The following is a 26,867-nucleotide window of genomic DNA, read 5'->3' on the forward strand; positions in this document are numbered from 1 at the left end:
GGTCACCCCGCAATCAGCTCGGCTCACTTTCCTTGATCAAATGCCCCGCCAGCGTGCGCAGCGGCCCCAGTTGACGGCAGATCAGCGCCAGTTGGGTCTGCACCAGGCGCTGGTGCTCGTCCAGCTCCTCGGGCATCTGCTCCAGCGCATTGGCCAGGGCCTCTTCCGCGTCACTGTGGATCGCCACCGGCAGGCGCGCGGCCAGGCCGTTGGCGATTTCGTCGAGGCTGGCGGCCAAGGTCTGGCCCGCACCCTCGATCAGCTGTTCATGGACCTCGGCCGGCAACGCGGTGTCGCGGTGCGCCCCAAGCCCTGAGAGATAACTGAGCAAGGTGTGCGACAGCACCAGGAAGCGGAAGCCGACATCCGCTTCCTTACGGAAATGCCCGGGCTCCATGAGCATGTTGGCCAGGGTGGTGGACAACGCGGCGTCGGCGTTGTGCGCGTTGCGCCGGGCCAGGCGATAGGCCAGGTCGTCGCGCTTGCCGTGGGCATACTGCTGCATGATCTGGCGCAGGTACTGGCTGGCACAGGCCAGGGTATTGCCCAGCACCTTGTTCAGCCGGCGGCCCTGCCAGTCGGGCAGGAACAGGAACACTGCGAGTATGGCGATCAGGCTGCCGACCAGGGTATCGAACAGGCGCGGCAGGAACAGCCCGTAGCCATCGCCGGTCTGGTTGAAGCAGAACAGCACCATCAGGGTGATCGCCGCCGTGGCCAGGGTGTAGCGGGTGGTGCGGTTGACGAAGAACACCACCCCGGCGACCACGGCGAAGGCCGACTGCATCAGGGGGTTGGGGAACAGGTCGAACAGCGCCCAGCCCACGGTCAGGCCGATGGCGGTGCCGAGCATCCGCTGGCCCAGCTTGCGCCGGGTCGCCCCGTAGTTGGGCTGGCAGACGAACAGCGTGGTGAGGATGATCCAGTAGCCCTGGGTCGGGTGGATCAGGTGCACCATGCCGTAACCCACCGACAGTGCCAGCGACAGGCGCAGGGCATGGCGGAACAGCAGCGAGGTGGGGGTCAGCTGGGTGCGCAAGCGCTGCCACACATCCTTCAGGTTGCGCGGCGAGCGGTCGAGCAGGCTGCTGTCGCTGGCGTCTGCCAGGCTGTCCGGGTTGCTCGCGGCGCCCAGCAGGCGGTCCAGCGTGGCCAGGTTGGCGGCCAGGGCTCGCAGCGAGCGCAGCAGCCCGCGCCAGGCCGGGTTGTTCTGTTCGCGCAGGTGCTCCAGCGAAGCATTCAGGTCTTCCAGCGCTTCGGGGTAGCCGCTGGCGAGCACGAACGGCTGGCGCAGGCGGATCGAGCGCGCCAGCTCCTGGCAGGAAGCGCCCTGTTTGCGCAGCAGGCGCTGGCAACGGAACATCACGTCGCTGTGGAAGAACGCCTCGTTGAGGGCGTTGTAGGGGTAGTGCGAGGCGCTGACCCGCTCGTGCAGGTCCTGGGCCAGGAAGTACAGCTTGAGGTAGCGGCTGACCTTGGAGTTGGGCTGACTGTTGCCGACACGGTGCAGGATGATTTCCTTGGCGGCGTTGAGCGCGGCCACCACCTTGCCGTTCTGCTTGGCCAGTTCCAGGCGCGTGGCCTCGACGTCCAGGCCGCGGATCGGCTCGAACAGGCTGGCCTTGAGCTTGAGGTAGCTACCCAGTTCGAAGAACAGCTTGGCCAGGCTTTGCTGCACCGGCTGGTTGGAAAACAGCGCCTGCCACAGCACCGACAGCAGCCCGTACCAGGCGGCGCCGGTCACCAGCAGCAGCGGCTCGTGCCAGAAGTCGCTGACTTCGCCACCGCGCTGGTCCACGCCGATCATGGTGTAGACCGACAGGATCAGCGTCGCCGAGGCGATCGCCCCGTAGCGCTCGCCCAGTGCGCCGAGCATGGTCAGGCCGAAGGCGGCCAGGGCCAGGGCGATGGCGAAGATCCAGGGGTAGGGGAACAGCAGCTCCACCGACAGGGCGGCGATGGCAAAACAGCCGAGGGTGACCAGCAGGGCACTGAGGCGGCCCTGCCAACCGTCATCGGTCTCGGCCAGTGCGCTGGCGATGATGCCGAGGAACAGCGGGATGAGCAGGCTCATCTCGTTCTGGTACCAGCACCAGGCCATGCTGCCGGTGAGGGCGATGGTCACACGAATGGCGTAGCTGAACTTGTCTTGGCCCCACAGGCGACGCAATGAATGGCGGAACGAGCTCGATGACATGATGGCCTGCTGGGCAGTTTGCGGACTAGAACCTTGAGGGCCTCATCGCGGGGCAAGCCCGCTCCCACGAGACACAGGAGGCCTTTGTGGGAGCGGGCTTGCCCCGCGATGGTTTTGCACCCTTCACAACACAGACCAGCAAGAAGCGTTCCGTGCTGCTGAATGGATTCTACTCTACACGAACTGCGCCGCAGCGTTGGCCGAAGCCCAGGCCCACTGGAAGTTGAAACCACCCAGGTGCCCGCTCACGTCCAGCACCTCGCCGATGAAGTACAGCCCGGGGCTCTTCAGCGATTCCATGGTCTTGGACGACACCTCGCGGGTATCCACGCCGCCCAGGGTCACCTCGGCCGTGCGATAGCCCTCGGTGCCCGCCGGCACCACCTGCCAGGCCGCCAGTTTGTCGGCGACCTCGGCCAACTGGGCCGGGGTGTACTGCTTCAACGGCTTGGATTCGAACCACTGCTCGGCCAGCAGGTTGGCCAGCTTGCGGGTGAACACCTCGCCCAGCACGGTCTTCAGCTCGCTGTTGGGGCGCTCGACTTGCTGGCCCTGCAGCCACTCCAGGGCATCACGGTCGGGCAGCAGGTTGATCTCGACCGTGTCGCCGGCCTCCCAGAACGACGAAATCTGCAGGATTGCCGGGCCGCTCAGGCCGCGGTGGGTGAACAGCAGGTTTTCCCGGAAGCTGGTGCCGTTGCAACTGGCGATGCAGTCCAGCGAGGTGCCGGACAGCTCGGTGCACAGTGCCTTGAGTTGGGGCTCGGTGATGGTGAACGGCACCAGGCCGGCGCGGGTCGGCAGCAGTTCGTGGCCGAACTGGCGCGCGACCTGGTAGCCGAAGCCGGTGGCGCCCAAGGTCGGGATCGACAGGCCGCCGGTGGCGATCACCAGCGACTGGCAGGCGAACGGACCGGCGCTGGTCTGCAGGCGGTAGCCGCCTTCGGTTTTTTCGATCTGTTCGATGCTGGTGTTCATGCGCAGCTCGGCGCCGGCCGCGTCGCACTCGGCCAGCAGCAGGTCGAGGATGTCGCTGGACTTGTTGTCGCAGAACAGCTGGCCGAGCTTCTTCTCGTGGTACGGCACGCCGTGCTTGCACACCAGTTCGATGAAGTCCCACTGGGTGTAGCGGGCCAGCGCCGACTTGCAGAAATGCGGGTTGTGCGAGAGGAAGTTGGCAGGCTCGGTGTACATGTTGGTGAAGTTGCAGCGCCCGCCGCCGGACATGAGGATCTTCTTGCCCGGTTTGTTGGCGTGGTCGAGCAGCAGCACCCGACGGCCACGGCGGGCGGTGAGCTGGGCGCACATCAGGCCGGCGGCGCCGGCGCCGAGGATGATCACGTCGGTGGAGTGCACGGTTGGAACCTTTGGCAAAGTAGGGGGAAGCGTGGGAGCGGGCTTGCCCCGCGATGGGGTGGTGCAGGCAATGATGTTGGCATTGCTGACGCCATCGCGGGGCAAGCCCGCTCCCACGAGCGATCTGCTGATCGGTTTAAATAATGCGCACTTTCAGGGCGCGGCCCTTGATCTTGCCGCTGTTCAAGCGCTGCATGGCCTGCTTGGCCACCGCCCGCTCCACGGCGACGAACGCCACGAAGTCGAAAATGGCGATCTTGCCCACCTGCTTGCCCGGCAAGCCGGCATCGCCGGTCAGCGCACCGAGGATATCGCCCGGGCGCAGCTTGTCCTTGCGCCCGGCGCCGATGCACAGGGTGGTCATCGCCGGCAGCAGCGGCTCGCCGCCTTTGTTCTTCAGGTTGTCCAGCTGCTCCCAGCGCAGCGGCTTCTGTTGCAGGTCTTCGATGGCCTGGGCGCGGTGGCCCTCGGCCGGGGCCACCAGGCTGATCGCCACGCCCTTCTCGCCGGCACGGCCGGTACGGCCGACACGGTGCACGTGGATTTCGGCGTCACGCGCCAGCTCGACGTTGATGACCATGTCCAGGCCATCGATGTCCAGGCCGCGGGCCGCCACGTCGGTGGCCACCAGTACCGAGCTGCTGCGGTTGGCGAACAGGGTCAGCACCTGGTCGCGGTCGCGCTGCTCCAGGTCGCCGTGCAGCGCCTGGGCAACGATGCCCTTGGCGGTGAGGTGGGCCACGACGTCTTCGCACTGCTGCTTGGTGAAGCAGAACGCCACGCAGGACTGCGGGCGGTAGTGGCCGAGCACGCGGGTCACGGCTTCCAGGCGCTGCTGCGCGTCGATCTCGATGAAACGCTGTTCGATCTGGTTGTCGCTGTGCAGCGCCTCGACCTTCACCTGCTGCGGCTGGCGCATGAAGTCCTTGGCCAATTGCTCGATGCCGGCCGGGTAGGTGGCCGAGAACAGCAGGGTCTGGCGGCGCGACGGGGTCTTGCCGATGATGCTGGCGATGGCGTCGAAGAAGCCCATGTCGAGCATGCGGTCGGCTTCGTCGAGTACCAGGGTGTTGAGGCCGTCGAGGACCAGGGTGCCTTTGTCCAGGTGCTGCTGGATGCGCCCCGGGGTGCCGACGATGATGTGCGCGCCGTGCTCCAGCGAGGCGATTTGCGGGCCCAGCGAAACGCCACCGCACAGGGTGAGGATCTTGATGTTGTCCTCGGCCCGGGCCAGACGGCGCAGCTCCTTGGCCACCTGGTCGGCCAGCTCGCGGGTCGGGCACAGCACCAGCGCCTGGCAACCGAAGTAGCGCGGGTTGATCGGATTGAGCAGGCCGATGCCGAAGGCGGCGGTCTTGCCGCTGCCGGTCTTGGCCTGGGCGATCAGGTCCTGGCCCTTGAGAATGACCGGCAGGCTCTGGGCCTGGATCGGGGTCATCGAGGCGTAGCCCAGGGCGTCCAGGTTGGCCAGCATGGCGGCGGACAGCGGGAGGGTGGCAAAGGCGGTGGTTTCAACGGTCACGAGGCGGGCCTACGGTGCGAAGCGAAAAATGTCGCACAGTCTACCAGCCTCATGGCCATTCGCCCTACGACTCGACGTGCTCTTCCGGACGACGAGCGCGCCTTCCGTCTGTCGGCGCCAGTTGCAGGAAGATCGCCGCCGCCAGCATGGCCATCACGCCGATGGTGACGAAGGTCAGCTGGAACGCCCCCAGGGTGCTTTGCACGCCTTCGGCGCTGCCGGCCGCGGTGAAACCGCCGAGCAGCGCACCGGCGCAGGCCACGCCCAGGCTCAGCGACAGTTGCGCGACCACCGACAGCAGGCTGTTGCCGCTGCTGGCGCTGGCGTCGTCGAGGTCGATCAGGGTCACGGTGTTCATCGCCGTGAACTGCATCGAGTTCACCGCCCCCAGCAACGCCAGTTGCACCAGCAGCAGGGCATAGGGCGTCTGTTCATCGACCAGCCCCAGGCTGGCCAGCAGCAGGCCCAGCAGCAAGGTATTGCCGGTGAGTACGATGCGATAGCCCAGGCGTTCGATCAGCGGCCGGGCGACCGACTTGGCCAGCATCGCCGCCGCCGCCAGCGGGATCATGCTCATGCCCGCCTGGGCCGGCGAGTAGCCCAGCGCCACCTGCAGCAGCAACGGCACCAGGAAGGGCAGGGCGCCGCTGCCCAGGCGGGCGAACAGGTTGCCGAGGATGCCGATGGCGAAGGTGCGCACGCGAAACAGCGACGGCGAGAACAGCGGCTCGGGGTCGCGCCCGGCACGCAGCCAGTACGCCGCCAGGCAGGCCATGCCGGCGAACAGCAACAGCATCACCCGCAGGTGCGGCAGGTGCAGTTCGCCCAGGCCTTCCATGGCGATAGTGATCAGCACCATCGCCGCACCGAACAGCACGAAGCCCGGCCCGTCGAAGCGGGTGCGTTCGGCGCCGCGCAGGTCGGGGATGAACTTCCACACCGCATAGCAACCGAGGGCGCCGACCGGCAGGTTGAGCAGGAAGATCCAGTGCCAGGTCAGGATCTCCACCAGCCAGCCGCCGAGGGTCGGGCCGAGCAGCGGGCCGAGCAGGCCGGGGATGGTGATGAAGCTCATGATCCGCACCAGCTCGCTACGCGGGTAGGCGCGCAGCACCACCAGCCGGCCTACCGGCAGCATCAGCGCCCCGCCCAGGCCCTGCACCACCCGGGCGAAGATCAGGAAGCCCAGGCTGTTGGCCATGGCACACAGCAGCGAGCCGAAGCTGAACAGCAGGATCGCGCTGAAGAAGATGCGCTTGGTGCCGAAGCGGTCGGCGATCCAGCCCGAGGCTGGGATCAGCAACGCCACGGTGAGCATGTAGGCGATGATCACGCCCTGCATGCGCAACGGGTCCTCGGCCAGCGAGCGGGCCATGGCCGGCAGCGCGGTGTTGAGGATGGTGCCGTCCAGCGACTGCATGAAGAAGGCGATGGCCACCACCCAGGGGATCCAGCGGGCGGTGACGGGGTCCAGTGGGGCGCGTTCGGGCATGAGAAACCTCAGGCGAGTGTAGGGCCCATTGTGGGAGGGGAGCAGGTGTGGGAGCGGGCTTGCCCCGCGATGGCGTCGGACCGGACATTGATGTTGCCTTGGCTGGCCCTATCGCGGGGCAAGCCCGCTCCCACGTTGTAGTTTTACAAGGTCAAGGTCAGTCCTTTGACCAAAGCACCCGGCAGATGACTCGACCCGGTACTGCGTTGCCCATAAGTGCTGGTCGACAGGATCATCTCGCGCTCCTGGGTCAGGTCTTCGAGCTGACTGCCCAGCAGGCTGTAAAGGCTGTCGTCGAAGCGCATGGTGCTCACCGGCCCCTGGATCTGGCCGTTTTCCACCCAGAATGTGGCGAACCGGGTCAGCCCGGTCATTCGCGCGGCGGGCAGGTCCGAGTAGTTCAGGTACCACAGGTTGCTGATGTACAGCCCGGTGCCCAGGCGTTCGAGGATCTGCGCGTTGGGCAGGTCGCCCGGTGCCAGGCTCAGTGCGCACGGCGCTTCGTAGCTGTCGGCGCCATTGGCCTGAAGTGCGAACTCGGCGGCGCTGCGAGCGCTGACCAGACGCTCGCGTGCCAGGCCCTCGCCAATCAGTAGCAGGTCGCGACGCGGCGAGCCCTCGTCGGAGAACGCCGGGCTCAACGAGCCGCTGACCTGTTCGCTGAAACTCACCAACGAACTCAGTCGTGCATCGCCGTTGTACAGGCGCTGCAGCGAGCTGTTCCCCGTGGCCAGTGCCTGGGCGGAGAAACCACCCCAGCAGAGCATCCCGGCAATCTCGTCCATCGCCGCTGGCGCCAGGTAGGCGCGGTAGCTGCCGGGCTTGAGGGTAATGGCCGGGCGGCCCAGGTGTTCCAGCTGTTCGCGGGCCAGGCGCAGGCGTGCGGCAAAAGCTTCGCCGCTCCAGGCCTGGCCTGCGTAGTTGGCTTTGACCGCCTGACCGTTGGCGTGGAACAGGCTCCAGTCGAAGTTGAAGCTGTTGGCCTGGTGCCAGCCGAAGGCGCCGAACGAGCTGGCGAAGCCTCGGCAGATGGGGCCGGCGGCATAGATGCCGACCAGGTCCAGGTCGTTGGCCTCGCGCTCGACCAAGGCCAGCACTTCATCCAGCTCGGGCAGTGGCTGCTCCAGCAGGCTGTGGCTGCGCCAGGCACTCTCGTCGAGGCTCAGGTACGGATCGAGCGGCAGCAGCGGCAGGGTCTGACGCAGTTGCCCGAGGCCGTCATGCAGGCGCTGGCGATCCAGCTCGGCGTCATCGCCCAGGGTGATCTGCTGCTCCGCCTGGCGACCATCGCGAATCAGCCGCAGCTGCACGCTGGCCTGGCTGACCAGCCCGGCCTGGCGCACCTTGGCATGGTTGAACCGCACGAACTGCGAGTGCTCGGCGCTGTAGCCCAGGGTGAATTGCTCGCCGGGTTGCAGCGCATCGCGCAGGGCGCCGAGCAGGTCTTCGAAGCGTTGTTGATAAGTGCTCATCAGGCGTCCCCTCCGAATACGTCGATCTGGCGGAACACGCAGGCCGGCGAGGCGTGGCCGACCCGCACCACCTGGTTGGGTTCACCCTTGCCGCAGTTGGGCGTGCCCAGCACCTGGAAGGTGCTGCTGTCGCCCACGGCCGACAGGTTGCGCCAGAAGTCGGCGGAGATGCCCCTGTAGTTCGGGTTTTTCACCACGCCCTTGAGCTCGCCGTTCTCGATCAACTGGCCCCATTCGCAGCCGAACTGGAACTTGTTGCGGGCGTCATCGATGGACCACGAGCGGTTGGTGCGCATCAGGATGCCGTTTTCGATGCCGCCGATCAGCTGCGCCAGTGGCTGGTCGCCCGGCTCGATATTGAGGTTGGCCATGCGGTCGATCGGCGCGCGGTTCCAGCCACAGGCGCGGCTGTTGGCCACGCCGTCCAGGCCGGAGCGCAGTTGCGACAGCGCGCCGCCCAGCGGGCGCACCAGCAAGCCGTTGCGGATCAGGAACTGCTTGCTGGCCGGGGTGCCGTCGTCGTCGAAGCTGTAGCTGGCCAGCTCTTCGCCGATGGTGGGGTCGAAGGTCACGTTGAGCAGCGTGGAGCCGTACTGCAGGTGGCCGAAGTCGGCGGCTTTGACGAAGCTGGTGCCGGCGTAGTTGCGCTCGTCGCCGAGGATGCGGTCCATCTCCAGTGGATGGCCGATGGACTCGTGGATCTGCAGCATCATCTGGTCGGGCATCAGCAGCAGGTCGCGGGTGCCGCTCGGCGTGTTGGGCGCCAGCAGCAGTTGCAGGGCTTCGTCGGCCACGCGGCGGGCCGCGCCGACCAGGCCGCAGCGCTCGATCACCTCGACGCTGCCTTGCTGGCCGAAGTTGTCGCGGCCCAGGGTGCGGCTCTGGCTGTCCTGGCCGTCGCTGGCGGTGACGCCCAGGCCCGGGTAGACGAAGCGCTGGGCATGGCGCAGCTCGGCGCCGGCGGAGTTCAGGTAGGTCTGCTCGACCAGGCTGATGCCGAGGCTTGCCTGCCAGTCCACCAGGCGGCTGTCCTTGGGCACGCTGGCGGATTCTGCGGCCAGCAGGTCGAGGCAGTCGGCGAGGTTGGGCAGGGGCTGGTCGAAGTTGGGCGAAACGTGATCGTGACGCTCGCTTGGGGCGGCTTGGCCGCTGAGGTCGAGCAGGCTGTGGGCCTTGATGCGCCGGGCCAGTGCTTCGGCCTGCTCCAGGGCACGCTGCAGGCCGCTTTGCGACAGGTCGGCGGTGGCCGCGTAGGCCTCGACGCCGTTGACCCGCACGGTGAGCATGGCGCCTTCGTCCTGGCTGAAGTGCGGCGGCTCGGCGACATTGCGGCGTACTGAAAGGGACTGGTGCGATTGCTTGACGTGGCGAAGCGAGAACACTTCGGCCGTGCTGCGCAGCGCGGCGAAGCGCTGGCGCAGCAGGGCGCTGGAATCGAACATGGGAAACCTCCGTTGGCGCGGTGGCTCCCCCTAGAACCACCCCTCTTGCATGCCCAGGCACGTATCGTCGCGTGCTTCGAGCAAGGCGAGGTCATTATGGCAGCCCGGTACTTCCCAGGTGAGGAAATAACGCGCGGCCTGCAGCTTGCCCTGGTAGAAGTCGCGGTCGCTGCCCTTGAGCAGGCCGACTTCGGCATGGATGGCCTGCTCCAGCCAGCGCCAGCCGATCACGCAGTGACCGAAGGCCTTCAGGTACAGCGCCGAGTTGGCCAGGGCCCCGGCGACCTCGCCTTGGGCCAGGTCGCCGAGCAGGGCCAGGGTGACCGCTTGCAGGCGATTGACCAGTTGCTCCAGCGGCTGGCGCAGGTTGTCCAGGTTCGGGTGATGGCTGGCGCGCTCGCAGGTGCCGGCGATCAGGCGAATCAGTTGCTTGAGCCCGGCGCCGCCGTTCTGCGCCAGCTTGCGGCCAAGCAGGTCGAGGGACTGGATGCCCTCGGTGCCTTCGTGGATCGGGTTCAGGCGGTTGTCGCGGTAGTACTGCTCGACCGGGTATTCGCGGGTGTAGCCATGGCCGCCGAGGATCTGGATCGCCAGCTCGTTGGCCTTCAGGCAGAAGGTCGAGGGCCAGGATTTGACGATCGGGGTCAGCAGGTCGAGCAGTTGCTGGGCTTGCTGGCGGGTGTTTTCATCCGGCGCGGTGTGGGTATCGTCGAACAGCCGGGCGGCGTACAGGCCCAGGTCGAAGGCGCCTTCCACGTAAGCCTTCTGGGCCAGCAGCATGCGCTTCACGTCGCTGTGCTCGATGATCGGCACGGCCGGGCTGTGTGGGTCCTTGTTGTCCGGCAGGCGGCCTTGCGGGCGCTGGCGGGCGTACTCCAGTGAATAGAGGTAGCCGGCGTAACCGAGCATCACCGCGCCCATGCCGACGCCGATGCGCGCTTCGTTCATCATCTGGAACATGCAGGCCAGGCCCTGGTGCGGCTGGCCGACCAGGTAGCCGACGCACTGGCCGTTGTCGCCGAAGTTCAGTGCGGTGGAGGTGGTGCCGCGCCAGCCCATCTTGTGGAACAGCCCGGCCAGCAGTACATCGTTGCGCGGGCCCAGGCTGGCGTCGTGGTTGACCAGGTACTTGGGCACGATGAACAGCGAGATGCCTTTCACGCCAGCCGGCGCGCCCGGCAGCTTGGCCAGGACCATGTGCACGATGTTCTCCGACAACTCGTGATCGCCGCCGGAGATGAAGATCTTGTTGCCCTTGAGCCGGTAGCTGCCATCGCCGGCAGGCTCGGCGCGGGTGCGGATATCGGCCAGCGAGGAGCCGGCGTGGGGCTCGGTCAGGGCCATGGTGCCGAAGTAGCGGCCTTCGATCATCGGTTGCAGGAACAGGCGCTTCTGTTCTTCGGTGCCAAAGCTCTCGATCAGGTTGGCCGCGCCCATGGTCAGGAACGGGTAGGCCGTGGTGCCGGCGTTGGCGGCCTGGAAGTGCGCGAAGCAGGCTTGCGATACCAGGCTTGGCAGCTGCATGCCGCCGACGTCGAAATCGCGGTTGGCGTTGAGGAAGCCGGCTTCGAGGAAGGCGTCGACTGCTGGTTTTACTTCCGGGATGAGTTCGGCGCGGCCGTCCACGTAGCGGGGCTCGTTTTCATCGCCTTTGCGGTTGTGCGGGGCGAAGTACTTCTCGGCGATGGTGCGGGCGGTGGCCAGCGCGGCGTCGAAGGTTTCGCGGCTGTGCTCGGCGAAGCGCGGGCGCTGGGTCAGGGCTTCGGCGTCGAGGACTTCGTAGAGTTCGAAGGCGAGGTTGCGGCTGCTGAGGAGTTGCTCGGACATGGCGGCATTCCTGGGTCGAGGTGCGGCGAGTCTAGGCGGGGTGGTGGGGCAGGGGACAGGTTAATTGGTTTGGGTGATATGGGTTTAGAAGGCTGTGTTTTCGGGGGGGCTAGGTGAGGGCTGCCAGGTGTTCGCCGAAAGTTCTTCAGCGCTTATGAGATCGAGCGCCGCCCGCGCGGCGCTCGATCTCATAAGCGCCAGAAGCCTTTCGGCGAACACCTGGCAGCCTCTACAAGACCTTGAAATGAAGTGCGCCAATAACGTATGACGGTTTTCATTTCGCGGCAGGTTCTCTGGCTTTGATCGTGCTGGTCACTGCATCCGGGCTGGCAAAGGTCTGGAGTCTTTGGTTCTACTCTGTCGAGCAGCGCTCTTAGCTTGGGGCCGCAGCTCTAGGCCAAAAACAATGCGCCGTTTGATTTCAGGGGGCGAAAAAAGCCCTTTATGCAGCTCATATCGCGTACGCAGAGTTGAATGTGCGTCTCCTGTCGGAAGGCGGTGCCGGGGTACAGCTCGGCGCCCTCCAGAAAAGGAGAGCGGATAGATTGATAGGGCTCTAACTCAACCAGTTCTCGGGCGGTGTGAAGGAGTTGGAAAACAGCGCAGTCCAGATACCGCTTGAGGTTGTCCATATCGCCTGGGAACCCCAGTGCGTTTTCAGGAATTTCCCCACCTTTATCTATCAGTAACTGGTAGGCGACACCAAGCTCTTGTAGTGCACCTTCATCCGTGAGGTTCAGACACAAGCCGAGGTTGATTACCGCTCCAATTACATAGGGGCTTTTTATACTTCCCCGGCCGCGCTTATGCGCCTTCAGGCGTTGGGCGTAACTAAGCGCGCGGTCGGGGCTGTTTTCCCAGAAATAGGCGCCCTCACCGAGCCAGTCGTAAGCATTGACACTGGGTGAAATAGGTTCGCCAGCGAGGATGGCTTCGCCTACCTCGCGATCGCAGCCATGGAAGCCCAAGACGAATGATGGAAGGTATTGATACATCTAGCGATAAGGAGCCTTAAGTTCACCTTCTTCTGTGAAAACCCCGGTTTTTACCCAGAATGCCCTGGCTTCTTCGGGGTTGCGTGACAGAATCTGTGCGAGCTGACGAATGCGCTGGACTGCCTCGATGTGTGGGTTTTCGGCTCTCGACCTGCTCTGTGTTTTTGCACTCATGAAAACCTCCCTGCAATCAGTGTCGGGGGATGCGGTACGGTCGATTCTAGAGCTGATTGGTCTCGGGCGTCAGTATGCCTTTGCTGGCGAAGTGCTCGGTATTTGATTGCCATTTGTGAATAAATTTTCAGTTTTTCCCTGTTGCTTGTAGTCCATTTCCCAAACATGCTCCTGGCCTCTTTCAAGCCATTGCGGTGCTCTGGGTTGGTCACTAGTCTCGGGCGGTCGTTGCGAATGCAGCGATCGGCTTTGACAGGCCGCTGAGAACCTTGCGCATGGCTTCTGCGTTATGGCGGTTGTGCGTGGGGCACCTTGTGTGCGCCGGGTTAGGTTCTCTCACCGGTCTGTCAACCCACGTACAGCTGCCACCCTTTTGTTTGACAGCAGATGGTGGTGGCCCACTTTGAGAGAGCCATACCATGCTAAAGATCGTCCCCGATCCACCCCACAACCATCACTCCCTTGAAGACACCCTGATCCAGGCCACCGAGTACGCCCTGTGCGCAGTGACCGTGGTCCATCAGGCGATGCTGCTGCAGCCCAAGTCGCCCGTTTCGGTCTTGTTGATGACGGCGATGCACGAGACCGAAGCGCTGCGGGTGTTGCTCGAATCGGCACTGATTCAGGTGCAGATGCCGGCGCAGCCGCAGGCGATGCATTAGGCCGCGAGGCATGTAGCGCCTGGGCTGACGCCATCGCGGGGCAAGCCCGCTCCCACGCTATCGAGCCCTGACGTGGGAGCGGGCTTGCCCCGCGATTGGGCCTGCACAGGCACCGACCATTTCAGGGAGAGAACTATGACTACAGACGACACCCACACCACCGTCGGCAAGACCAAGTTCTACCAAGGCGAGGGCATGACCGCCCCGCTGTTCTGCATCGAACCCGGCATCCCTTGCCAGCATGCCCGCGACCAGGCATCGGAGCTGATGGGCTGCGTGCGTGACCTGACCATCACCGGGATCATGGAGGAGAAGCCGCAGTTGCTCTGGGCGTCTTATTACCTGAGCGCCTTGGCCAAGGCACTGATGGATGATGCCGAACTCGGCATGAAGCACTGACACCCCAAAAGCATCGCGGGGCAAGCCCGCTCCCACGCCATGCAGCTATTGGCGTGGGAGCGGGCTTGCCCCGCGATGGCGTCAGTTGGCTTAACCGATGGTCATCAAGCTAGCGTTACCCCCCGCCGCAGCGGTGTTAACACTCACCGCCCGCTCGATCACCAGGCGCTCCAGGGCAATCTGATGATCGCCACTCGACAGCCCATGCACACCAACGATCGCACCGGCACGCTTGGCCACCTGCTCGCAGATGCCGCGCAGCTGGTCCGAGTGGCCGTGGTGGATCACCGCGTCGAAGGCCACGTCGTCGTTGTTCCAGTCGGCCACCAGCTTGATCTTCGCTTGCAGCTCCTTCGGCAGGCGGCCGCGCACGGTCTTGGCCGGCTCGCCGTCCTGGAACACCGCCGAGCTACCCACCGCCAGCACCGCCGCGAACTGCGCCAGCAGGTCGGCTTCGTTGTCGGCCAGGCACAGCACGTGCTCGCGTGGCAGCACGCTGTAGCTGTTGCGCTCGCCGGTCGGGCCAGGCAATACGCGGGTGATGCCGCTCTGCGACTGTTCGGCGAACTGCTCGCACAGCGCGGCCAGGTCGCTCAGCTGGCTGCCGGCCGCCCAGGTCTTGAGCGTGTTCAGCGGCTTGATCTGCTGGTCGCGCAGAGTGGTGTCGGCCGGGCTGCGGGCATCGTCGGCCTGGAAGTGGCGGGCGATGGCGTCGGCCGGGCGGGTCGACAGCAGGCGGTACAGGTACAGCGGGCCGCCGGCTTTCGGGCCGGTGCCGGACAGGCCTTCACCGCCGAATGGCTGCACGCCGACCACGGCACCGACGATGTTGCGGTTGACGTACATGTTGCCGGCATTGACGTTGCCCACCACCTTGGCGATGGTCTCGTCGATGCGGGTGTGCACGCCCAGGGTCAGGCCGTAACCGGAGGCGTTGATCTGCTCGATCAGTTGGTCCAGGTCCTTGCGGTTGTAACGCACCACGTGCAGCACCGGGCCGAAGATCTCGCGCTGCAGCTCGTCGAAGCTTTCCAGCTCGATCAGGGTCGGCATCACGAAGGTGCCGCGCTTGACCTCTTCACCTTCGGCGATGGCCACCTGATACACGGTGCGGCCTTTGTCGCGCATGCCCTGGATGTGCTTCTCGATACCGGCCTTGGCTTCGGCGTCGATCACCGGGCCGATGTCCACGGACAGGCGCTCGGGGTTGCCCAGGCGGCTTTCGGCCATGGCGCCCTTGAGCATCTCGATCACGCGGTCGGCGGAGTCTTCCTGCAGGCACAGCACGCGCAGGGCCGAGCAACGCTGGCCGGCGCTGTCGAACGCCGAGGACACCACATCGATCACCACCTGCTCGGTGAGGGCCGAGGAGTCGACGATCATGGCGTTCTGGCCGCCGGTTTCGGCGATCAGCGGGATCGGGCGGCCCTGGTTGTCCAGGCGGCCGGCGATGTTGCGTTGCAGCAGGCGGGCGACTTCGGTGGAACCGGTGAACATCACGCCCTTGACGCGTTCGTCACCGACCAGGCCGGCGCCGACGGTTTCGCCCTGGCCCGGCAGCAGTTGCAGCACGCCTTCGGGGATGCCGGCTTCCAGCAGCAGGCGCACGGCCTGGGCAGCGATCAGCGGGGTCTGTTCGGCGGGCTTGGCCAGTACCGGGTTGCCGGCGGCCAGCGCTGCGGCCACCTGGCCGGAGAAGATCGCCAGCGGGAAGTTCCACGGGCTGATGCACACCACCGGGCCCAGTGGGCGGCAGTTGTCGTTGCGCAGGTCGTTGCGCGCCTGCACTGCGTAGTAGCGCAGGAAGTCCACGGCTTCGCGCACTTCGGCGATGGCGTTGGCGAAGGTCTTGCCGGCTTCGCGCACCAGCAGGCCCATCAGCGGCTGGATGTCGGCTTCCATCAGGTCGGCGGCACGCTCCAGGATCGCGGCACGCTCGGCCGGCGGGGTGGCCTGCCAGATCGGTGCGGCGTTCAGCGCGCACTGGATGGCGTTGTCGACGTCGGCAACGGTGGCTTCCTGCACGTGGCCGACCACATCGCGGTGATCCGATGGGTTGAGCACCGCAACCGCGGCTTGCTCGCTGGCGGCGCAGGCCAGCAGCGGGGCGGCTTTCCAGTCGTTGTGGGCGGTGGCCAGCAAGGCGCAGGACAGCGACGCCAGGCGGTGTTCGTTGGCCATGTCGATACCGGCCGAGTTGGCCCGCTCGCTGCCGTACAGTTCACGCGGCATCGGGATGCGCGGGTGTGGCAGGCCGATGCTGCCTTCCTGGGTGCCCATGCGCTCGATGCTGGTGACCGGGTCGGCGACCAGTTCCTGGATCGAGATCGAATGGTCGGCGATGCGGTTGACGAACGAGGTGTTGGCGCCGTTTTCCAGCAGGCGGCGGACCAGGTAGGCCAGCAGGGTTTCGTGGGTGCCGACCGGTGCATACACGCGGCACGGACGGTTCAGCTTGCCTTCGGAGACCTTGCCTACAACCTGCTCGTACAGTGGCTCGCCCATGCCGTGCAGGCACTGGAACTCGTACTGGCCTGGGTAGTAGTTCTGCCCGGCGATGGTGTAGATGGCCGACAGGGTGTGGGCGTTGTGGGTGGCGAACTGCGGGTAGATGGCTTCCGGCACGGCCAGCAGCTTGCGGGCGCAGGCGACGTAGGACACGTCGGTGTACACCTTGCGGGTGTAGACCGGGTAGCCTTCCAGGCCTTCGACCTGGGCGCGCTTGATCTCGCTGTCCCAGTACGCGCCTTTTACCAGGCGGATCATCAGGCGGTGGCGGCTGCGCTTGGCCAGGTCGATGACGTAGTCGATCACGTACGGGCAGCGCTTCTGGTAGGCCTGGATAACGAAGCCGATGCCGTTCCAGCCGGCCAGCGACGGCTCGAAGCACAGGCGCTCGAGCAGGTCCAGCGACAGCTCCAGGCGGTCGGCCTCTTCGGCGTCGATGTTCAGGCCGATGTCGTACTGTTTGGCCAGCAGGGTCAGCGACAGCAGGCGCGGGTACAGCTCGTTCATCACGCGCTCGTACTGGGCGCGGCTGTAGCGCGGGTGCAGGGCCGACAGCTTGATCGAGATGCCCGGGCCTTCATAGATGCCACGGCCATGGGACGCTTTGCCGATCGAATGGATCGCCTGCTCGTAGGAGGCCAGGTATTTCTGTGCGTCGTGCTCGGTCAGCGCGGCTTCGCCGAGCATGTCGTAGCTGTAGCGGAAGCCCTTGGCTTCGAACTTGCTGGCGTTGGCCAGAGCTTCGGCGATGGTTTCGCCGGTGACGAACTGCTCGCCCATCAGGCGCATGGCCATGTCGACGCCCTTGCGGATCATCGGCTCGCCGCTCTTGCCGATGATGCGGGTGAGCGAGGAGGTCAGGCCGGATTCGTTGTGGGTGCTGACCAGCTTGCCGGTCAGCAGCAGGCCCCAGGTGGCGGCGTTGACGAACAGCGACGGGCTATTGCCCAGGTGCGGCTGCCAGTTGCCGGTGCTGATCTTGTCGCGGATCAGCGCGTCACGGGTGCCTTTGTCGGGGATGCGCAGCAGGGCTTCGGCCAGGCACATCAGCGCGACGCCTTCCTGGGACGACAGCGAAAACTCCTGCAGCAGGCCCTGGACGATGCCGGCACGCCCGCCGGCGCTCTTCTGGTTGCGCAGCTTGTCGGCCAGGCTGGCGGCCAGCTTGTTGGTGGCCTCGGCCTGGGCGGCCGGCAGGCGCGCCTGCTCCAGCAGCATCGGCACCACTTCCTGCTCGGGGCGACGGTAGGCGGCGGTGATCGCCGAACGCAGTACCGACTGCGGCAGGATGCTTTCGGCGAACTCCAGGAAGCACTGGTGGGCGTGGTCGGCGGCGACTTCACCGGCGTCGTCGCCGAGGCTGGCGACGTGGCCGTTGAGTTCGTTCAGGGTGGCGCCACCCTCGAGCTTCTCGAGATAGTTGAAGATCGCTTGCTTTATCAACCAGTGCGGCGTGCGGTCGATGGACTGCGCAGCTGCTTTGAGTCGCTCACGGGTAGGGTCGTCAAGTTTGACCCCAAGGGTGGTCGTCGCCATTTCTTATCCTCGTTATTGGCCACGGGTGTGACCTAAGCTGAAGGCAAGATTAGCCTGTAGGACAATTCGGGTGCAACCGGGTGCAACCCGAAATTTTCGGGGCAAAGGTGCAACTCGTCTGAAGGGCGTTTCCGCATAGCGGAAAAGGTCTTTCTCGGTATTTTTTGTTATGGAAAACGCTGCGTTTGCTCCGAAATGGAGCAAAAACACGCTTCTGTCCGAAAATGCAGGATTGGGTGCAACTTGCAAATGAAAAGTGGTTGCACCTGGTTCACGTTGTTGCATAGGATGCGCCGCCTGGGTGCAACCGTCGTCATGCACGGCGGTCGCTGGAGATAAAAACAACGCCAGGGCACAACTCATGGGCAATCCACTAACGATCACCTTCGTGGTCTACATCGCGGCAATGGTGCTGATCGGCTTCGCCGCCTATCGCTCCACCAAGAACCTTTCCGACTATATTCTCGGCGGCCGTAGCCTCGGCAGCGTGGTAACCGCGCTTTCCGCCGGCGCCTCCGACATGAGCGGCTGGTTGCTGATGGGCCTGCCGGGCGCCATCTACTTCGCCGGCCTTTCCGAGGCCTGGATCGCCATCGGCCTGACCGTCGGTGCCTACCTGAACTGGCTGTTCGTCGCCGGCCGTCTGCGCGTGCAGACCGAGCACAACGGTGATGCGCTGACCCTGCCGGATTACTTCTCGAGCCGCTTCGAAGACAAGAGTGGCGTGCTGCGGATCATCTCCGCCATCGTGATCCTGGTGTTCTTCACCATCTATTGCGCCTCGGGCATCGTCGCCGGCGCCCGTCTGTTCGAAAGCACCTTCGGCATGCCTTACGAAACCGCCCTGTGGGCCGGTGCCGCCGCGACCATCGCCTACACCTTCGTCGGTGGTTTCCTGGCGGTGAGCTGGACTGACACCGTGCAGGCCTCGCTGATGATCTTCGCGCTGATCCTCACGCCGATCATCGTGCTGATCTCCACCGGTGGCTTCGACACCACCTTCCTCGCCATCGAGGCGGTGAACCCGGCGCACTTCGACATGTTCAAGGGCGCGACCTTCATCGGCATCATCTCGCTGATGGGCTGGGGCCTGGGCTACTTCGGCCAGCCGCACATCCTGGCGCGCTTCATGGCCGCCGACTCGGTGAAGTCGATCGCCAACGCCCGCCGTATCTCCATGACCTGGATGATCCTGTGCCTGGCCGGTACCTGTGCCGTGGGCTTCTTCGGTATCGCCTACTTCTCGGCGCACCCGGACCTCGCCGGCCCGGTCACCGAGAACCATGAGCGCGTGTTCATCGAGCTGGCCAAGATCCTGTTCAACCCGTGGATCGCCGGTGTGCTGCTGTCGGCCATTCTGGCGGCGGTGATGAGCACCCTGAGCTGCCAGCTGCTGGTGTGCTCCAGCGCCCTGACCGAAGACTTCTACAAGAGCTTCCTGCGCAAGAACGCTTCGCAGCAGGAGTTGGTGTGGGTCGGCCGCCTGATGGTGTTGGCCGTTGCGCTGATCGCCATTGCCATGGCCGCCAACCCTGAGAACCGCGTGCTGGGCCTGGTGGCCTATGCCTGGGCTGGCTTCGGTGCCGCCTTCGGTCCGGTGGTGCTGCTTTCGGTACTGTGGAAAGGCATGACCCGCAATGGTGCGCTGGCGGGCATCGTGGTCGGTGCGCTGACCGTGATTCTGTGGAAGCAGCTGGGTACCGGCCTGTACGAGATCATCCCGGGCTTCCTGTTCGCCAGCATCGCCATCGTCCTGGTGAGCAAGCTGGGCAGCCCGTCGAAAAGCATGGTCATGCGCTTTGAAACCGCTGATGCGCAGTATCACGCCGACAAGTAATACCTGCTGAATCGGCGTTGTCCCTATCGCGGGGCAAGCCCGCTCCCACACAGCCGCTACAAGTGGCGTGGGAGCGGGCTTGCCCCGCGATGCTTTTTGCGGCCGCCAAGGCAAGGTAAACTTGGTGCCCCCGCAGGAGTCCTCATGAACTATCGTCACGCCTTCCACGCCGGCAATCACGCCGACGTCCTCAAGCACATCGTGCTCACCCGCCTCATCGCCCTGATGTCGCGCAAGGAGCAGCCGTTCGCCTATATCGACACCCATGCAGGGCTGGGTCTGTACGACCTGCAAGGCGACCAGGCGAGCCGTACCGGTGAATACCTCGAAGGCGTTGCCCGCCTGTGGAATCGCGATGACCTGCCTGCCGTCACCGCCGACTACCTGGGCGTCATCAAGCGCCTGAACAAGAACGGCGAGCTGCGCTACTACCCGGGCTCGCCTGAGTTGGCCCGTCGCCTGATGCGCGAGCAGGACCGTGCGCAGCTCAACGAAAAGCACCCTGAAGACGGCGTGCTGCTCAAAGAGAACATGAAGAAGGACCCGCGCGTCACCGTGCACCTGGGCGAGGGCTGGCATATCCCGCGGGCCCTGCTGCCGGTGCAGGAAAAGCGCGCGATCATGCTGATCGACCCGCCGTTCGAGCAGGCTGATGAGCTCAAGCGCTGCACCGTGGCGATGAAAGAGGCGATCGGCCGCATGCGCCAGACCGTCGCGGCGATCTGGTACCCGATCAAGGACCAGCGCTCGCTGACGCGCTTCTACCAGGACCTGACCAGCACCGGCGCGCCCAAGCTGCTGTGGGTGGAACTGTACGTGCATCACCAGGACAGCCCGCAGGGCCTGAACGGCTCGGGCCTGGCCATCGCCAACCCGCCGTGGGGGCTGGAGGACGAGCTCAAGGAACTGCTGCCGTGGCTGGCCAAAGAGCTGGCGCAGACCGCAGGCAGCTTCCGCATGGACTGGCTGATCGCGGAATGAGCCGGCGCTGAACCCTGCAGGAGATCACCCAGCCCTCAGGGTTGCGCTGTCTCGCAGAGAACTGCTTTTGCAGGCACGCCGCAGGCCCTGTGGGAGCGGGTTTACCCGCGAAGAAGGCAACGCGGTGCATGGCACCGGCTGCGCCGGTGTTCGCGGGTAAACCCGCTCCCACAAGGGGGCGGTGTGTCCCTGATCTTTGCGTTATAATCCCGCCCCTTTAGCCGTCGCCCGCCTGCGTGGCCGGTGGCGCACTTCTACCGATTTGAGAGGCTAACCCCTTGGCACTGACGATTCTTGGCCTGTCCGGCGCCCTTAGCCATGACCCTTCCGCGGCCCTGTACATCGACGGCAAGCTGATTGCCGCCGCCGAAGAAGAGCGCTTCGTGCGTGACAAGCATGCGAAGAACCGCATGCCCTACGAGTCGGCGAAGTTCTGCCTGGAGCAGGCCGGCATCAAGCCGTCGGACGTTGATGTGGTGGCCATCCCCTTCGCCCCGATCAGCCTGTTCGGCAAGGCCCGCTGGCACTACGCCAAGCGCTACTGGTACGCCCCGGACCGCGCCCTCGACGCGCTGCTGATGGGCAACCGCCGCTACAAGCGCTACCGCAAGAAGATCGTCTGGTGCCTGGAGCAGCTGGGCTTCGACCCGAAGAAGATCAAGATCGAGCCGGTCGAGCACCACCTGGCCCACGCGTCCAGTGCCTACCACTGCTCGGGCTTCAAGGAGAAGACCGCGATCCTCGGGATCGACGGCAAGGGTGAGTACGCCACCACCTTCTTCGGCTACGGCGAAAACGGCAAGATCCACAAGATCAAGGAATTCTTCGACCCGGATTCGCTGGGTGGCCTGTATGGCGCGATCACCGAGTTCCTCGGTTTCGAGATGCTCGACGGCGAGTTCAAGGTCATGGGCATGGCGCCGTACGGCGACGCCAGCAAATACGACTTCTCGCGCCTGGCCAGCTTTGAAAACGGCGAACTGGTGATCAACACCGAGTACGCCAACGTCATCGGCCTGCGCCGCTATAAAGAGAAGGGCAAGGGTTTCTACTTCTCGCCCAAGCTGATCGAATGGCTGGGCCCGAAACGCGAAGGCGACATCGCCGACGAGCCGTACATCCACTACGCGGCGAGCATGCAGGCGCTGTTCGAGAAGCTGGCCCTGCAGATGATCGACCACTACCTGGGCGACACGCTGAAAGAAACCGGCAAGCTGGCCTTCGCCGGCGGCTGCGCGCTGAACGTCAAGCTGAACCAGAAGATCATCGCCCGCCCGGACGTCAAGGAGCTGTTCGTGCAGCCGGCCTCCGGCGACGCCGGTACCGCAGTCGGTGCGGCGGCCTATGTGTCCCACGCCCGTGGCGTGCCGGTCGAGAAGATGGAACACGTCTACCTCGGCCCTGCGTACTCCAACGAAGACGTGATCGCCGCCTGCGCCCGTCACCCGAGCAAGCCTGTCTGGCGCAAGCTCGAGAACATGCCTGAGCAGATCGCCAAGATCATGGTCGACGGCAACCCGGTGGCCTGGTTCCAGGGCCGCATGGAGTTCGGCCCGCGTGCGCTGGGTGGTCGTTCGATCATCGGTTGCCCGAGCGTGCCGGGCGTGGCCGACCGCATCAACCACCAGATCAAGTTCCGCGAGCGCTGGAGGCCTTTCTGCCCGTCGATGCTCGACACCGTCGCGCCGCAGATGATCAAGATCGACCACCCTGCGCCGTTCATGACCTTCACCTTCGAAGTGGCTGAAGAGTGGAAGACCCGCGTGCCGGAAGTGGTCCACGAGGACGGCACCTCCCGTGCCCAGGTGCTCAAGCGCGAGTACAACCCGCGCTACTACGACATGATGAAGGCGCTGGAAAACCTCACCGGCAACGGCGTGTCGCTGAACACCTCGCTCAACCGCCGTGGCGAACCGATGATCTGCTCGCCGACCGATGCCCTGAACATGTTCTTCGGTTCGGACCTGCAGTACCTGATCATGGAAGACATCCTGGTGGTCAAGGACGGCGCGGCGCCTTATGACCAGCCGCTCTGAACCGCGGATCCTGCAGTTCTGCCATGGCTATGACGGGCCGTTTCTCGATTGCGCCCGTCAATACGCCAGCCTGTTCCAGGGCAGCGGCTACAAGGTCACCACCGTGTTCCTCACCGGGGCAGCCAACGCCAAAGTGGCGGCGGGCTGCGCCTCGGACGAGGTGCTGTTCCTGGAGTTCAGCTCCAAGGCCGTGCGCGGCCTGAAGCTGGGCGCCATCGCTGCGCTGCGCAAGATCGCCGCGCAGCGCAATTTCAGTTTCTGCATTGCCCACCGCTTCAAGCCGATCTACGTGGCGCTGCTGGGCACCGGCTTGCCGGTGATCGGTGTGCACCATGCCTTTGGCGACTATGATCGCAAGGGCCGGCGGCTGTTCGCCAACCTGTTCCGCCAGCGTTTGAGCCTGCTCGGTGTCTCGGACGCGGTGCGTGACGACATGCGCCGCTGCCTGGCGCAGTGGCCCGCCGAGCGTATCCAGACCCTCTACAACCGCATCGATGTCGAGGCGCTGCAGGCCAGCCTGGTGCCGCGCACCGAGGCGCGCCGGGCCCTGGGGCTCGACGAGCAGGCCTGGGTGGTCGGCAATGTCGGCCGCCTGCACCCGGACAAGGACCAGGCCACCCTGCTGCGCGGCTTTGCCGAAGCACTGCCGGGGCTGCCGGCCGGAGCGCGTCTGGCGATCCTGGGCAAGGGCCGTCTGGAGTCGAACCTCAAGGCGCTGGCCGCCGAGTTGGGGATTGCCGCGCAGGTCGACTTCCTCGGACAGGTGCCGGATGCCCGTCGTTATTTCAAGGCGTTCGATGTCTTCGCGTTGAGTTCCGACCATGAGCCGTTCGGCATGGTCCTGCTCGAGGCCATGGTCGCCGGCGTGCCGTTGCTGGCCACGGCCTGCGGCGGTGCGCGCGAGGTGGTCGAAGGGGTTGGCGTGTTGTTCCCGCTGGGCGATACCGCGCAGCTGGCCCAGGGCCTGAAGCACTTGGCCGGGCTGGACCCGCAGCAGCAGGCGGCCTGTGCGCAGCACATGCTGCAGCGCCTGGGTGAGCGGTTCAGTGATCGGGCGGTACGCGAAACCTTCTGGCAACTGCCGCAAGTCCGTGCACTGGTTGCGGAGGCCTGATGCTCAACTTTATCCAGGGCTGGCGCGAGCGCGGCTGGCAGGTCATCGATGCGGCTGCTTACAACGAGGCCTGGCAGCGTTTTGGCGGCAGTGTCGCCACCCATCCGCGGGTGATCGAGCAACTGGCCGACTTGGCGCAGATCCCGGTGCGTTACCTCGGTTATCCACAGGGTGGTGAGATCAAGGCTGCCTTGCCGGTGTGGGGGCGTCACCTGGCGCTGTCCAAGGACGTGCTCAAGCGCCATGGCAAGAAGGGCCTGTTCGACCTGGGCAATGCCGAGATCATCCTGCCGGCCGCCGCCGATGCGGCCGCGCCGCTGCGCCATGCCGGGCGCTACCTGTCGGAGCTCAACCAGGGCCGTTTCAGCGGCCTGAAGGCGCAGCCCGAGCAGTTGGCCATGGCCCGCGCCCATGAGGATCTGTCGAAGAAGTTCCGCTACAACCAGCGCCGCGAGCTGCGCCTTTTGGAAGAGGCGGGCGGGCAGGTGCGGCCGATCGGTGACTTCACCTCGGCGCAGATCGCCGCCATGTACTGCGACCTGTTCCAGCGCCGCTGGGGGTTCCCGGCCACCGGTGCGGCGCACATGGCCGAGGTGGTCGAGCGCCTGCGCGAGCTGCTGGTCGGTTCGGTACTGTTGCTCAACGACGCCCCCATTGCCATCCAACTGGTGTACCGCGTCGAGGCGCCGCAGTGGATCAGCGTGGAGTACGTCAATGGTGGCGTCGACCCTGAGACCAAGGCGTTCAGCCCCGGCAGCGTGCTGAGCTTCCTCAACACCCAGGCCGCCTGGGAGGATGCCAACAGCTGTGGCAAGGCGTTGCGCTTCTCCTTTGGTCGTGCCGACCGTGAGTACAAGGACCGTTGGTGCAACCCTGTGCCGGTGTTCCAGTCGTGAGCCGTAAGCAGCAACTGCTCAAGCGCCATCGGCGCAACAAGCGCCTGGGGCTGCTGGCCGGGCTGGTGCTGCTGGTCGCGCTGGGGCTGTTCAGTTGGTGGTGGCTGCCGCTGTTGCTGCTGCCGCTGCTGTGGGCCGCGCATGAAGCCTGGTTCGCCGACCACCTGTTCTATGCGCCCGGTGAAGACTATGCCTACCGTTTCGGCGAGCAGACCCGCGAAGCCGGCGCGACGCTGCAGGGTGATCTGCTGCGCACCGATGCTGCCTTGCAGGGCGATGAGACGCTGATCCTTGAAGTCGGCATCAGCAGCGGTTGGCTGGGGCGCTTCCTCGATCCGCGCGTCGAGCTGCTGGGCGGCGCGGGGCGTGACGTGCAGACCTTCGAGCGCGGCGCCAACGGCGTGCGTTACCTCAACCTCACCGGCCTGGCCGAGCCCCTGGCGGCAGGCACGTTGCGCCTGCGCGGGCGCCATTGCCGGCTGCAGGGAACGCCGCGCCTGTGGATAACCCCGGCCGTCGAGTTGCGCAAGCGCCGGGTGATGGTGATCGCGCCCCACGCCGACGACGCAGAGCTGGCTGCCTATGGCTTGTACAGCCAGGCCGAGGAAACCTGGGTGGTCACCCTGACCGCTGGCGAGATTGAAGCCGAGCATTACCAGCAGATGGGCATGCAAAAGGCCGAGGCCGCGCGGCTCAAGGGCCGGCTGCGGGCCTGGGACAGTATCGCCGTGCCTCGTTGGGCGGGTGTGCCGGAATCGCGTTGCGTGCAGTTGGGCTATTTCTGCCTGCAATTGCCTGCCATGCAGGCGGCGCCGGACCAGCCACAGGGTTCGCGCGAAGCGGATATGGCCGATACCCGCCCGTTCCGCTGCTTCAACCCGTTCCCGCTGCCCGCCGATGCCGACGGTGCGCCTACCTGGCACAACCTGCTGGCCGACCTGCGCGCGCTGCTGGAGCTGGCCAGGCCGCAAGTGCTGGTGATGCCGCACCCGACCCTCGACCCGCACCCCGACCACATCTGCGCCCAGGCCGCCGTGCGCGAAGCGCTGCAAGGCCTGGCCTGGCAGCCGCAAACCTTGCTGTGCTACGCCAACCACCTGCACGACAACGACCGTTGGCCGATGGGCGACAGCGGTGATGGCGTGGCCTTGCCGCCGCAGTTGGAAAGCCCTGAAGCCTGGGCGCCCTGCAGCCTGGTGCTGGATACCGCGACCCAGCGTGACAAAGCCATGGCCCTGGGCATGATGCACGACCTGCAGCCCCCGGCCGCTTTCAAGCGCCGCCTGCGTCGCCTGCTGCAACGCTGGTTGGCGGGGCGTCAGCCATCGCCCTATGGCGAGAACGAATTTTTCCGCAAGGCCGTTCGCCGGCACGAGCTGTTCTGGCGCCGCGACCTGTGAGCCTGACCCATGATGACCGCGATAGCGCCGAGCGCCCAAGGAACGCAATGAAAGTCCTATTTCTGGTGCAGAAGGAACAACGGGCGATTCTCGATCGCCTGTACGACGGCGTCGCGGCCCACTGCGACTGCGACCTGCGTTGGGTGAGCGACGATGACCAGCGCAACCTGCGCCGCTATTTCAAGCGTGAAATCGATGTCACGCGCTATGACCGCATCGTGTTTTTCCTGCGCTTCAAGCAGGAGATCCGTCAGGTCGCGTTCATTCGCAGCATCCCCAACCTGGTGATTCTCGAGCACGACGCCTACCAGAACTACATTCCCTGCAAGTACACCGGCAAGTTCAGTGCGCATTACCGGCAGCTGCCGTGGGCGCGGGTGATCAGCTCCGGTTACATGGTCAGTGAGCGCTTGCGCCAGGAAGGCTTCGACGCCGTGTTCGTGCCCAAGGGCTACGACGAGCAGCTGTTGACCGACCAGGGGCGTGAGCGCGATATCGAACTGGCTTTTGTAGGCAGTACCAACAGCGTTGCCTACAGCGGCCGCAAGGCGCTGTTGGACGAGCTGGGGCAGGTGGAAAACCTGGTGGTGACCCGCACCAAGTCCGGTGAGGATTACTGCAACACCCTCAATCGCATCCGCTTTTTCGTCAGTGCCGACGTCGGCATGGGCGAATACATGATCAAGAACTTCGAGGCCATGGCCTGCGGGTGCGTGCTGTTGGCCTACGACCAGGGCGAGGAGGAGAATCGCGCTCTGGGCCTTGTCGATATGCACAGCGTGGTGCTGTACGACAGCATTCCGGTGCTGCAGGCCAAGTTGCGGCAACTGCGTGACGACCCGGCACTGGCGGCGCGCATTGCCGACAACGGGCGCGAACTGGCAACGTCGCGCTTCAGCTTTGCCCAGGTCGGCCGAAGTATTGTCGAACACATGGAGCCCCCTCTGCGGCCGCATCCGCCGCTGACCTTCTGGCAGCGATTGCTGGTGCGCATCGGCTGATCGAAGAGCTGGCTGGCCCA

At 65.2% G+C, this 26,867-nt stretch carries 18 protein-coding genes; 9 read left to right on the top strand and 9 right to left on the bottom strand.

What is annotated here, in order from left to right:
• Positions 1-13: 13 nt before the first annotated feature.
• The 8 genes from yccS to DM373_RS23140 all read right to left on the bottom strand — a co-directional run bounded on the left by yccS (position 14) and on the right by DM373_RS23140 (position 12,303).
• Positions 14-2,197 carry a YccS family putative transporter gene (yccS, locus tag DM373_RS23105; protein WP_110995790.1) on the bottom strand — a complete coding sequence of 728 codons (2,184 nt, stop codon included), beginning with the start codon at positions 2,195-2,197 and terminating at the stop codon, positions 14-16.
• A 174-nt stretch (positions 2,198-2,371) separates the two neighbouring features.
• Positions 2,372-3,553 (bottom strand): BaiN/RdsA family NAD(P)/FAD-dependent oxidoreductase, encoded by a 1,182-nt coding sequence (locus DM373_RS23110; protein WP_110995791.1) that lies wholly within the window; start codon positions 3,551-3,553, stop codon positions 2,372-2,374.
• 136 nt (positions 3,554-3,689) lie between these two features.
• The gene (gene dbpA, locus DM373_RS23115) at positions 3,690-5,027 is read right to left on the bottom strand and encodes an ATP-dependent RNA helicase DbpA (protein ID WP_244215121.1); all 1,338 of its coding nucleotides are present in this window, start codon (positions 5,025-5,027) and stop codon (positions 3,690-3,692) included.
• A 112-nt stretch (positions 5,028-5,139) separates the two neighbouring features.
• Positions 5,140-6,567, bottom strand: a complete 1,428-nt coding sequence (mdtD, locus tag DM373_RS23120) for a multidrug transporter subunit MdtD (RefSeq protein WP_110995793.1) — start codon at positions 6,565-6,567, stop codon at positions 5,140-5,142.
• A gap of 143 nt (positions 6,568-6,710) precedes the next feature.
• Positions 6,711-8,039, bottom strand: coding sequence for a TldD/PmbA family protein (locus DM373_RS23125; protein ID WP_110995794.1), 1,329 nt, complete (start codon positions 8,037-8,039; stop codon positions 6,711-6,713).
• Positions 8,039-9,481 carry a TldD/PmbA family protein gene (locus DM373_RS23130; protein ID WP_110995795.1) on the bottom strand — a complete coding sequence of 481 codons (1,443 nt, stop codon included), beginning with the start codon at positions 9,479-9,481 and terminating at the stop codon, positions 8,039-8,041. The genes DM373_RS23125 and DM373_RS23130 overlap by 1 nt, the downstream gene beginning before the upstream one ends.
• Positions 9,482-9,511: 30 nt before the next feature.
• Complete coding sequence (locus DM373_RS23135; RefSeq protein WP_110995796.1) at positions 9,512-11,308, bottom strand: acyl-CoA dehydrogenase; 1,797 nt, start codon at positions 11,306-11,308, stop codon at positions 9,512-9,514.
• Between the two features lie 392 nt (positions 11,309-11,700).
• Positions 11,701-12,303: a hypothetical protein gene (locus DM373_RS23140; protein ID WP_110995797.1), complete on the bottom strand. Its 603-nt coding sequence runs from the start codon at positions 12,301-12,303 to the stop codon at positions 11,701-11,703.
• A 593-nt stretch (positions 12,304-12,896) separates the two neighbouring features.
• Between DM373_RS23140 and DM373_RS23145 the strand changes: the two genes are divergently transcribed.
• Positions 12,897-13,139 carry a hypothetical protein gene (locus DM373_RS23145; protein WP_110995798.1) on the top strand — a complete coding sequence of 81 codons (243 nt, stop codon included), beginning with the start codon at positions 12,897-12,899 and terminating at the stop codon, positions 13,137-13,139.
• Positions 13,140-13,274: 135 nt separating this feature from the next.
• Positions 13,275-13,538, top strand: coding sequence for a DUF3077 domain-containing protein (locus tag DM373_RS23150; RefSeq protein WP_110995799.1), 264 nt, complete (start codon positions 13,275-13,277; stop codon positions 13,536-13,538).
• A 90-nt stretch (positions 13,539-13,628) separates the two neighbouring features.
• Here the strand turns inward: DM373_RS23150 and putA are convergent, their stop codons facing one another.
• Positions 13,629-17,582 carry a trifunctional transcriptional regulator/proline dehydrogenase/L-glutamate gamma-semialdehyde dehydrogenase gene (gene putA, locus DM373_RS23155; RefSeq protein ID WP_110995800.1) on the bottom strand — a complete coding sequence of 1,318 codons (3,954 nt, stop codon included), beginning with the start codon at positions 17,580-17,582 and terminating at the stop codon, positions 13,629-13,631.
• A gap of 361 nt (positions 17,583-17,943) precedes the next feature.
• On the opposite strand from putA, the gene putP reads away from it, so the two are divergent.
• From putP to DM373_RS23195, 7 genes are all read left to right on the top strand, one after another.
• The gene (gene putP, locus DM373_RS23160) at positions 17,944-19,419 is read left to right on the top strand and encodes a sodium/proline symporter PutP (protein ID WP_110995801.1); all 1,476 of its coding nucleotides are present in this window, start codon (positions 17,944-17,946) and stop codon (positions 19,417-19,419) included.
• Between the two features lie 144 nt (positions 19,420-19,563).
• Positions 19,564-20,400 carry a 23S rRNA (adenine(2030)-N(6))-methyltransferase RlmJ gene (locus DM373_RS23165; RefSeq protein WP_110995802.1) on the top strand — a complete coding sequence of 279 codons (837 nt, stop codon included), beginning with the start codon at positions 19,564-19,566 and terminating at the stop codon, positions 20,398-20,400.
• A gap of 278 nt (positions 20,401-20,678) precedes the next feature.
• Positions 20,679-22,436 (top strand): carbamoyltransferase family protein, encoded by a 1,758-nt coding sequence (locus DM373_RS23175; RefSeq protein ID WP_110995804.1) that lies wholly within the window; start codon positions 20,679-20,681, stop codon positions 22,434-22,436.
• Positions 22,420-23,550 carry a glycosyltransferase gene (locus tag DM373_RS23180; protein ID WP_110995805.1) on the top strand — a complete coding sequence of 377 codons (1,131 nt, stop codon included), beginning with the start codon at positions 22,420-22,422 and terminating at the stop codon, positions 23,548-23,550. Before DM373_RS23175 ends, DM373_RS23180 begins: the two co-directional genes overlap by 17 nt.
• Positions 23,550-24,446 carry an antimicrobial resistance protein Mig-14 gene (locus DM373_RS23185; protein ID WP_110995806.1) on the top strand — a complete coding sequence of 299 codons (897 nt, stop codon included), beginning with the start codon at positions 23,550-23,552 and terminating at the stop codon, positions 24,444-24,446. The genes DM373_RS23180 and DM373_RS23185 overlap by 1 nt, the downstream gene beginning before the upstream one ends.
• Positions 24,443-25,846, top strand: a complete 1,404-nt coding sequence (locus tag DM373_RS23190; protein ID WP_110995807.1) for a PIG-L deacetylase family protein — start codon at positions 24,443-24,445, stop codon at positions 25,844-25,846. The genes DM373_RS23185 and DM373_RS23190 overlap by 4 nt, the downstream gene beginning before the upstream one ends.
• A gap of 47 nt (positions 25,847-25,893) precedes the next feature.
• Positions 25,894-26,847, top strand: coding sequence for a glycosyltransferase family protein (locus DM373_RS23195; RefSeq protein ID WP_110995808.1), 954 nt, complete (start codon positions 25,894-25,896; stop codon positions 26,845-26,847).
• The last annotated feature ends 20 nt before the right edge of the window (positions 26,848-26,867 follow it).

The organism is Pseudomonas sichuanensis (assembly GCF_003231305.1).
Classification (GTDB): domain Bacteria; phylum Pseudomonadota; class Gammaproteobacteria; order Pseudomonadales; family Pseudomonadaceae; genus Aquipseudomonas; species Aquipseudomonas sichuanensis.

What these genes read in the sequence shown, in the direction of transcription:
- yccS (WP_110995790.1), bottom strand. Translation starts at nt 2,197, where the DNA reads ATGTCATCGAGCTCGTTCCGCCATTCATTGCGTCGCCTGTGGGGCCAA.
- dbpA (WP_244215121.1), bottom strand. Translation starts at nt 5,027, where the DNA reads ATGCTGGCCAACCTGGACGCCCTGGGCTACGCCTCGATGACCCCGATC.
- mdtD (WP_110995793.1), bottom strand. Translation starts at nt 6,567, where the DNA reads ATGCCCGAACGCGCCCCACTGGACCCCGTCACCGCCCGCTGGATCCCC.
- DM373_RS23125 (WP_110995794.1), bottom strand. Translation starts at nt 8,039, where the DNA reads ATGAGCACTTATCAACAACGCTTCGAAGACCTGCTCGGCGCCCTGCGC.
- DM373_RS23130 (WP_110995795.1), bottom strand. Translation starts at nt 9,481, where the DNA reads ATGTTCGATTCCAGCGCCCTGCTGCGCCAGCGCTTCGCCGCGCTGCGC.
- DM373_RS23135 (WP_110995796.1), bottom strand. Translation starts at nt 11,308, where the DNA reads ATGTCCGAGCAACTCCTCAGCAGCCGCAACCTCGCCTTCGAACTCTAC.
- DM373_RS23140 (WP_110995797.1), bottom strand. Translation starts at nt 12,303, where the DNA reads ATGTATCAATACCTTCCATCATTCGTCTTGGGCTTCCATGGCTGCGAT.
- DM373_RS23145 (WP_110995798.1), top strand. Translation starts at nt 12,897, where the DNA reads ATGCTAAAGATCGTCCCCGATCCACCCCACAACCATCACTCCCTTGAA.
- DM373_RS23150 (WP_110995799.1), top strand. Translation starts at nt 13,275, where the DNA reads ATGACTACAGACGACACCCACACCACCGTCGGCAAGACCAAGTTCTAC.
- putA (WP_110995800.1), bottom strand. Translation starts at nt 17,582, where the DNA reads ATGGCGACGACCACCCTTGGGGTCAAACTTGACGACCCTACCCGTGAG.
- putP (WP_110995801.1), top strand. Translation starts at nt 17,944, where the DNA reads ATGGGCAATCCACTAACGATCACCTTCGTGGTCTACATCGCGGCAATG.
- DM373_RS23165 (WP_110995802.1), top strand. Translation starts at nt 19,564, where the DNA reads ATGAACTATCGTCACGCCTTCCACGCCGGCAATCACGCCGACGTCCTC.
- DM373_RS23180 (WP_110995805.1), top strand. Translation starts at nt 22,420, where the DNA reads ATGACCAGCCGCTCTGAACCGCGGATCCTGCAGTTCTGCCATGGCTAT.
- DM373_RS23185 (WP_110995806.1), top strand. Translation starts at nt 23,550, where the DNA reads ATGCTCAACTTTATCCAGGGCTGGCGCGAGCGCGGCTGGCAGGTCATC.
- DM373_RS23195 (WP_110995808.1), top strand. Translation starts at nt 25,894, where the DNA reads ATGAAAGTCCTATTTCTGGTGCAGAAGGAACAACGGGCGATTCTCGAT.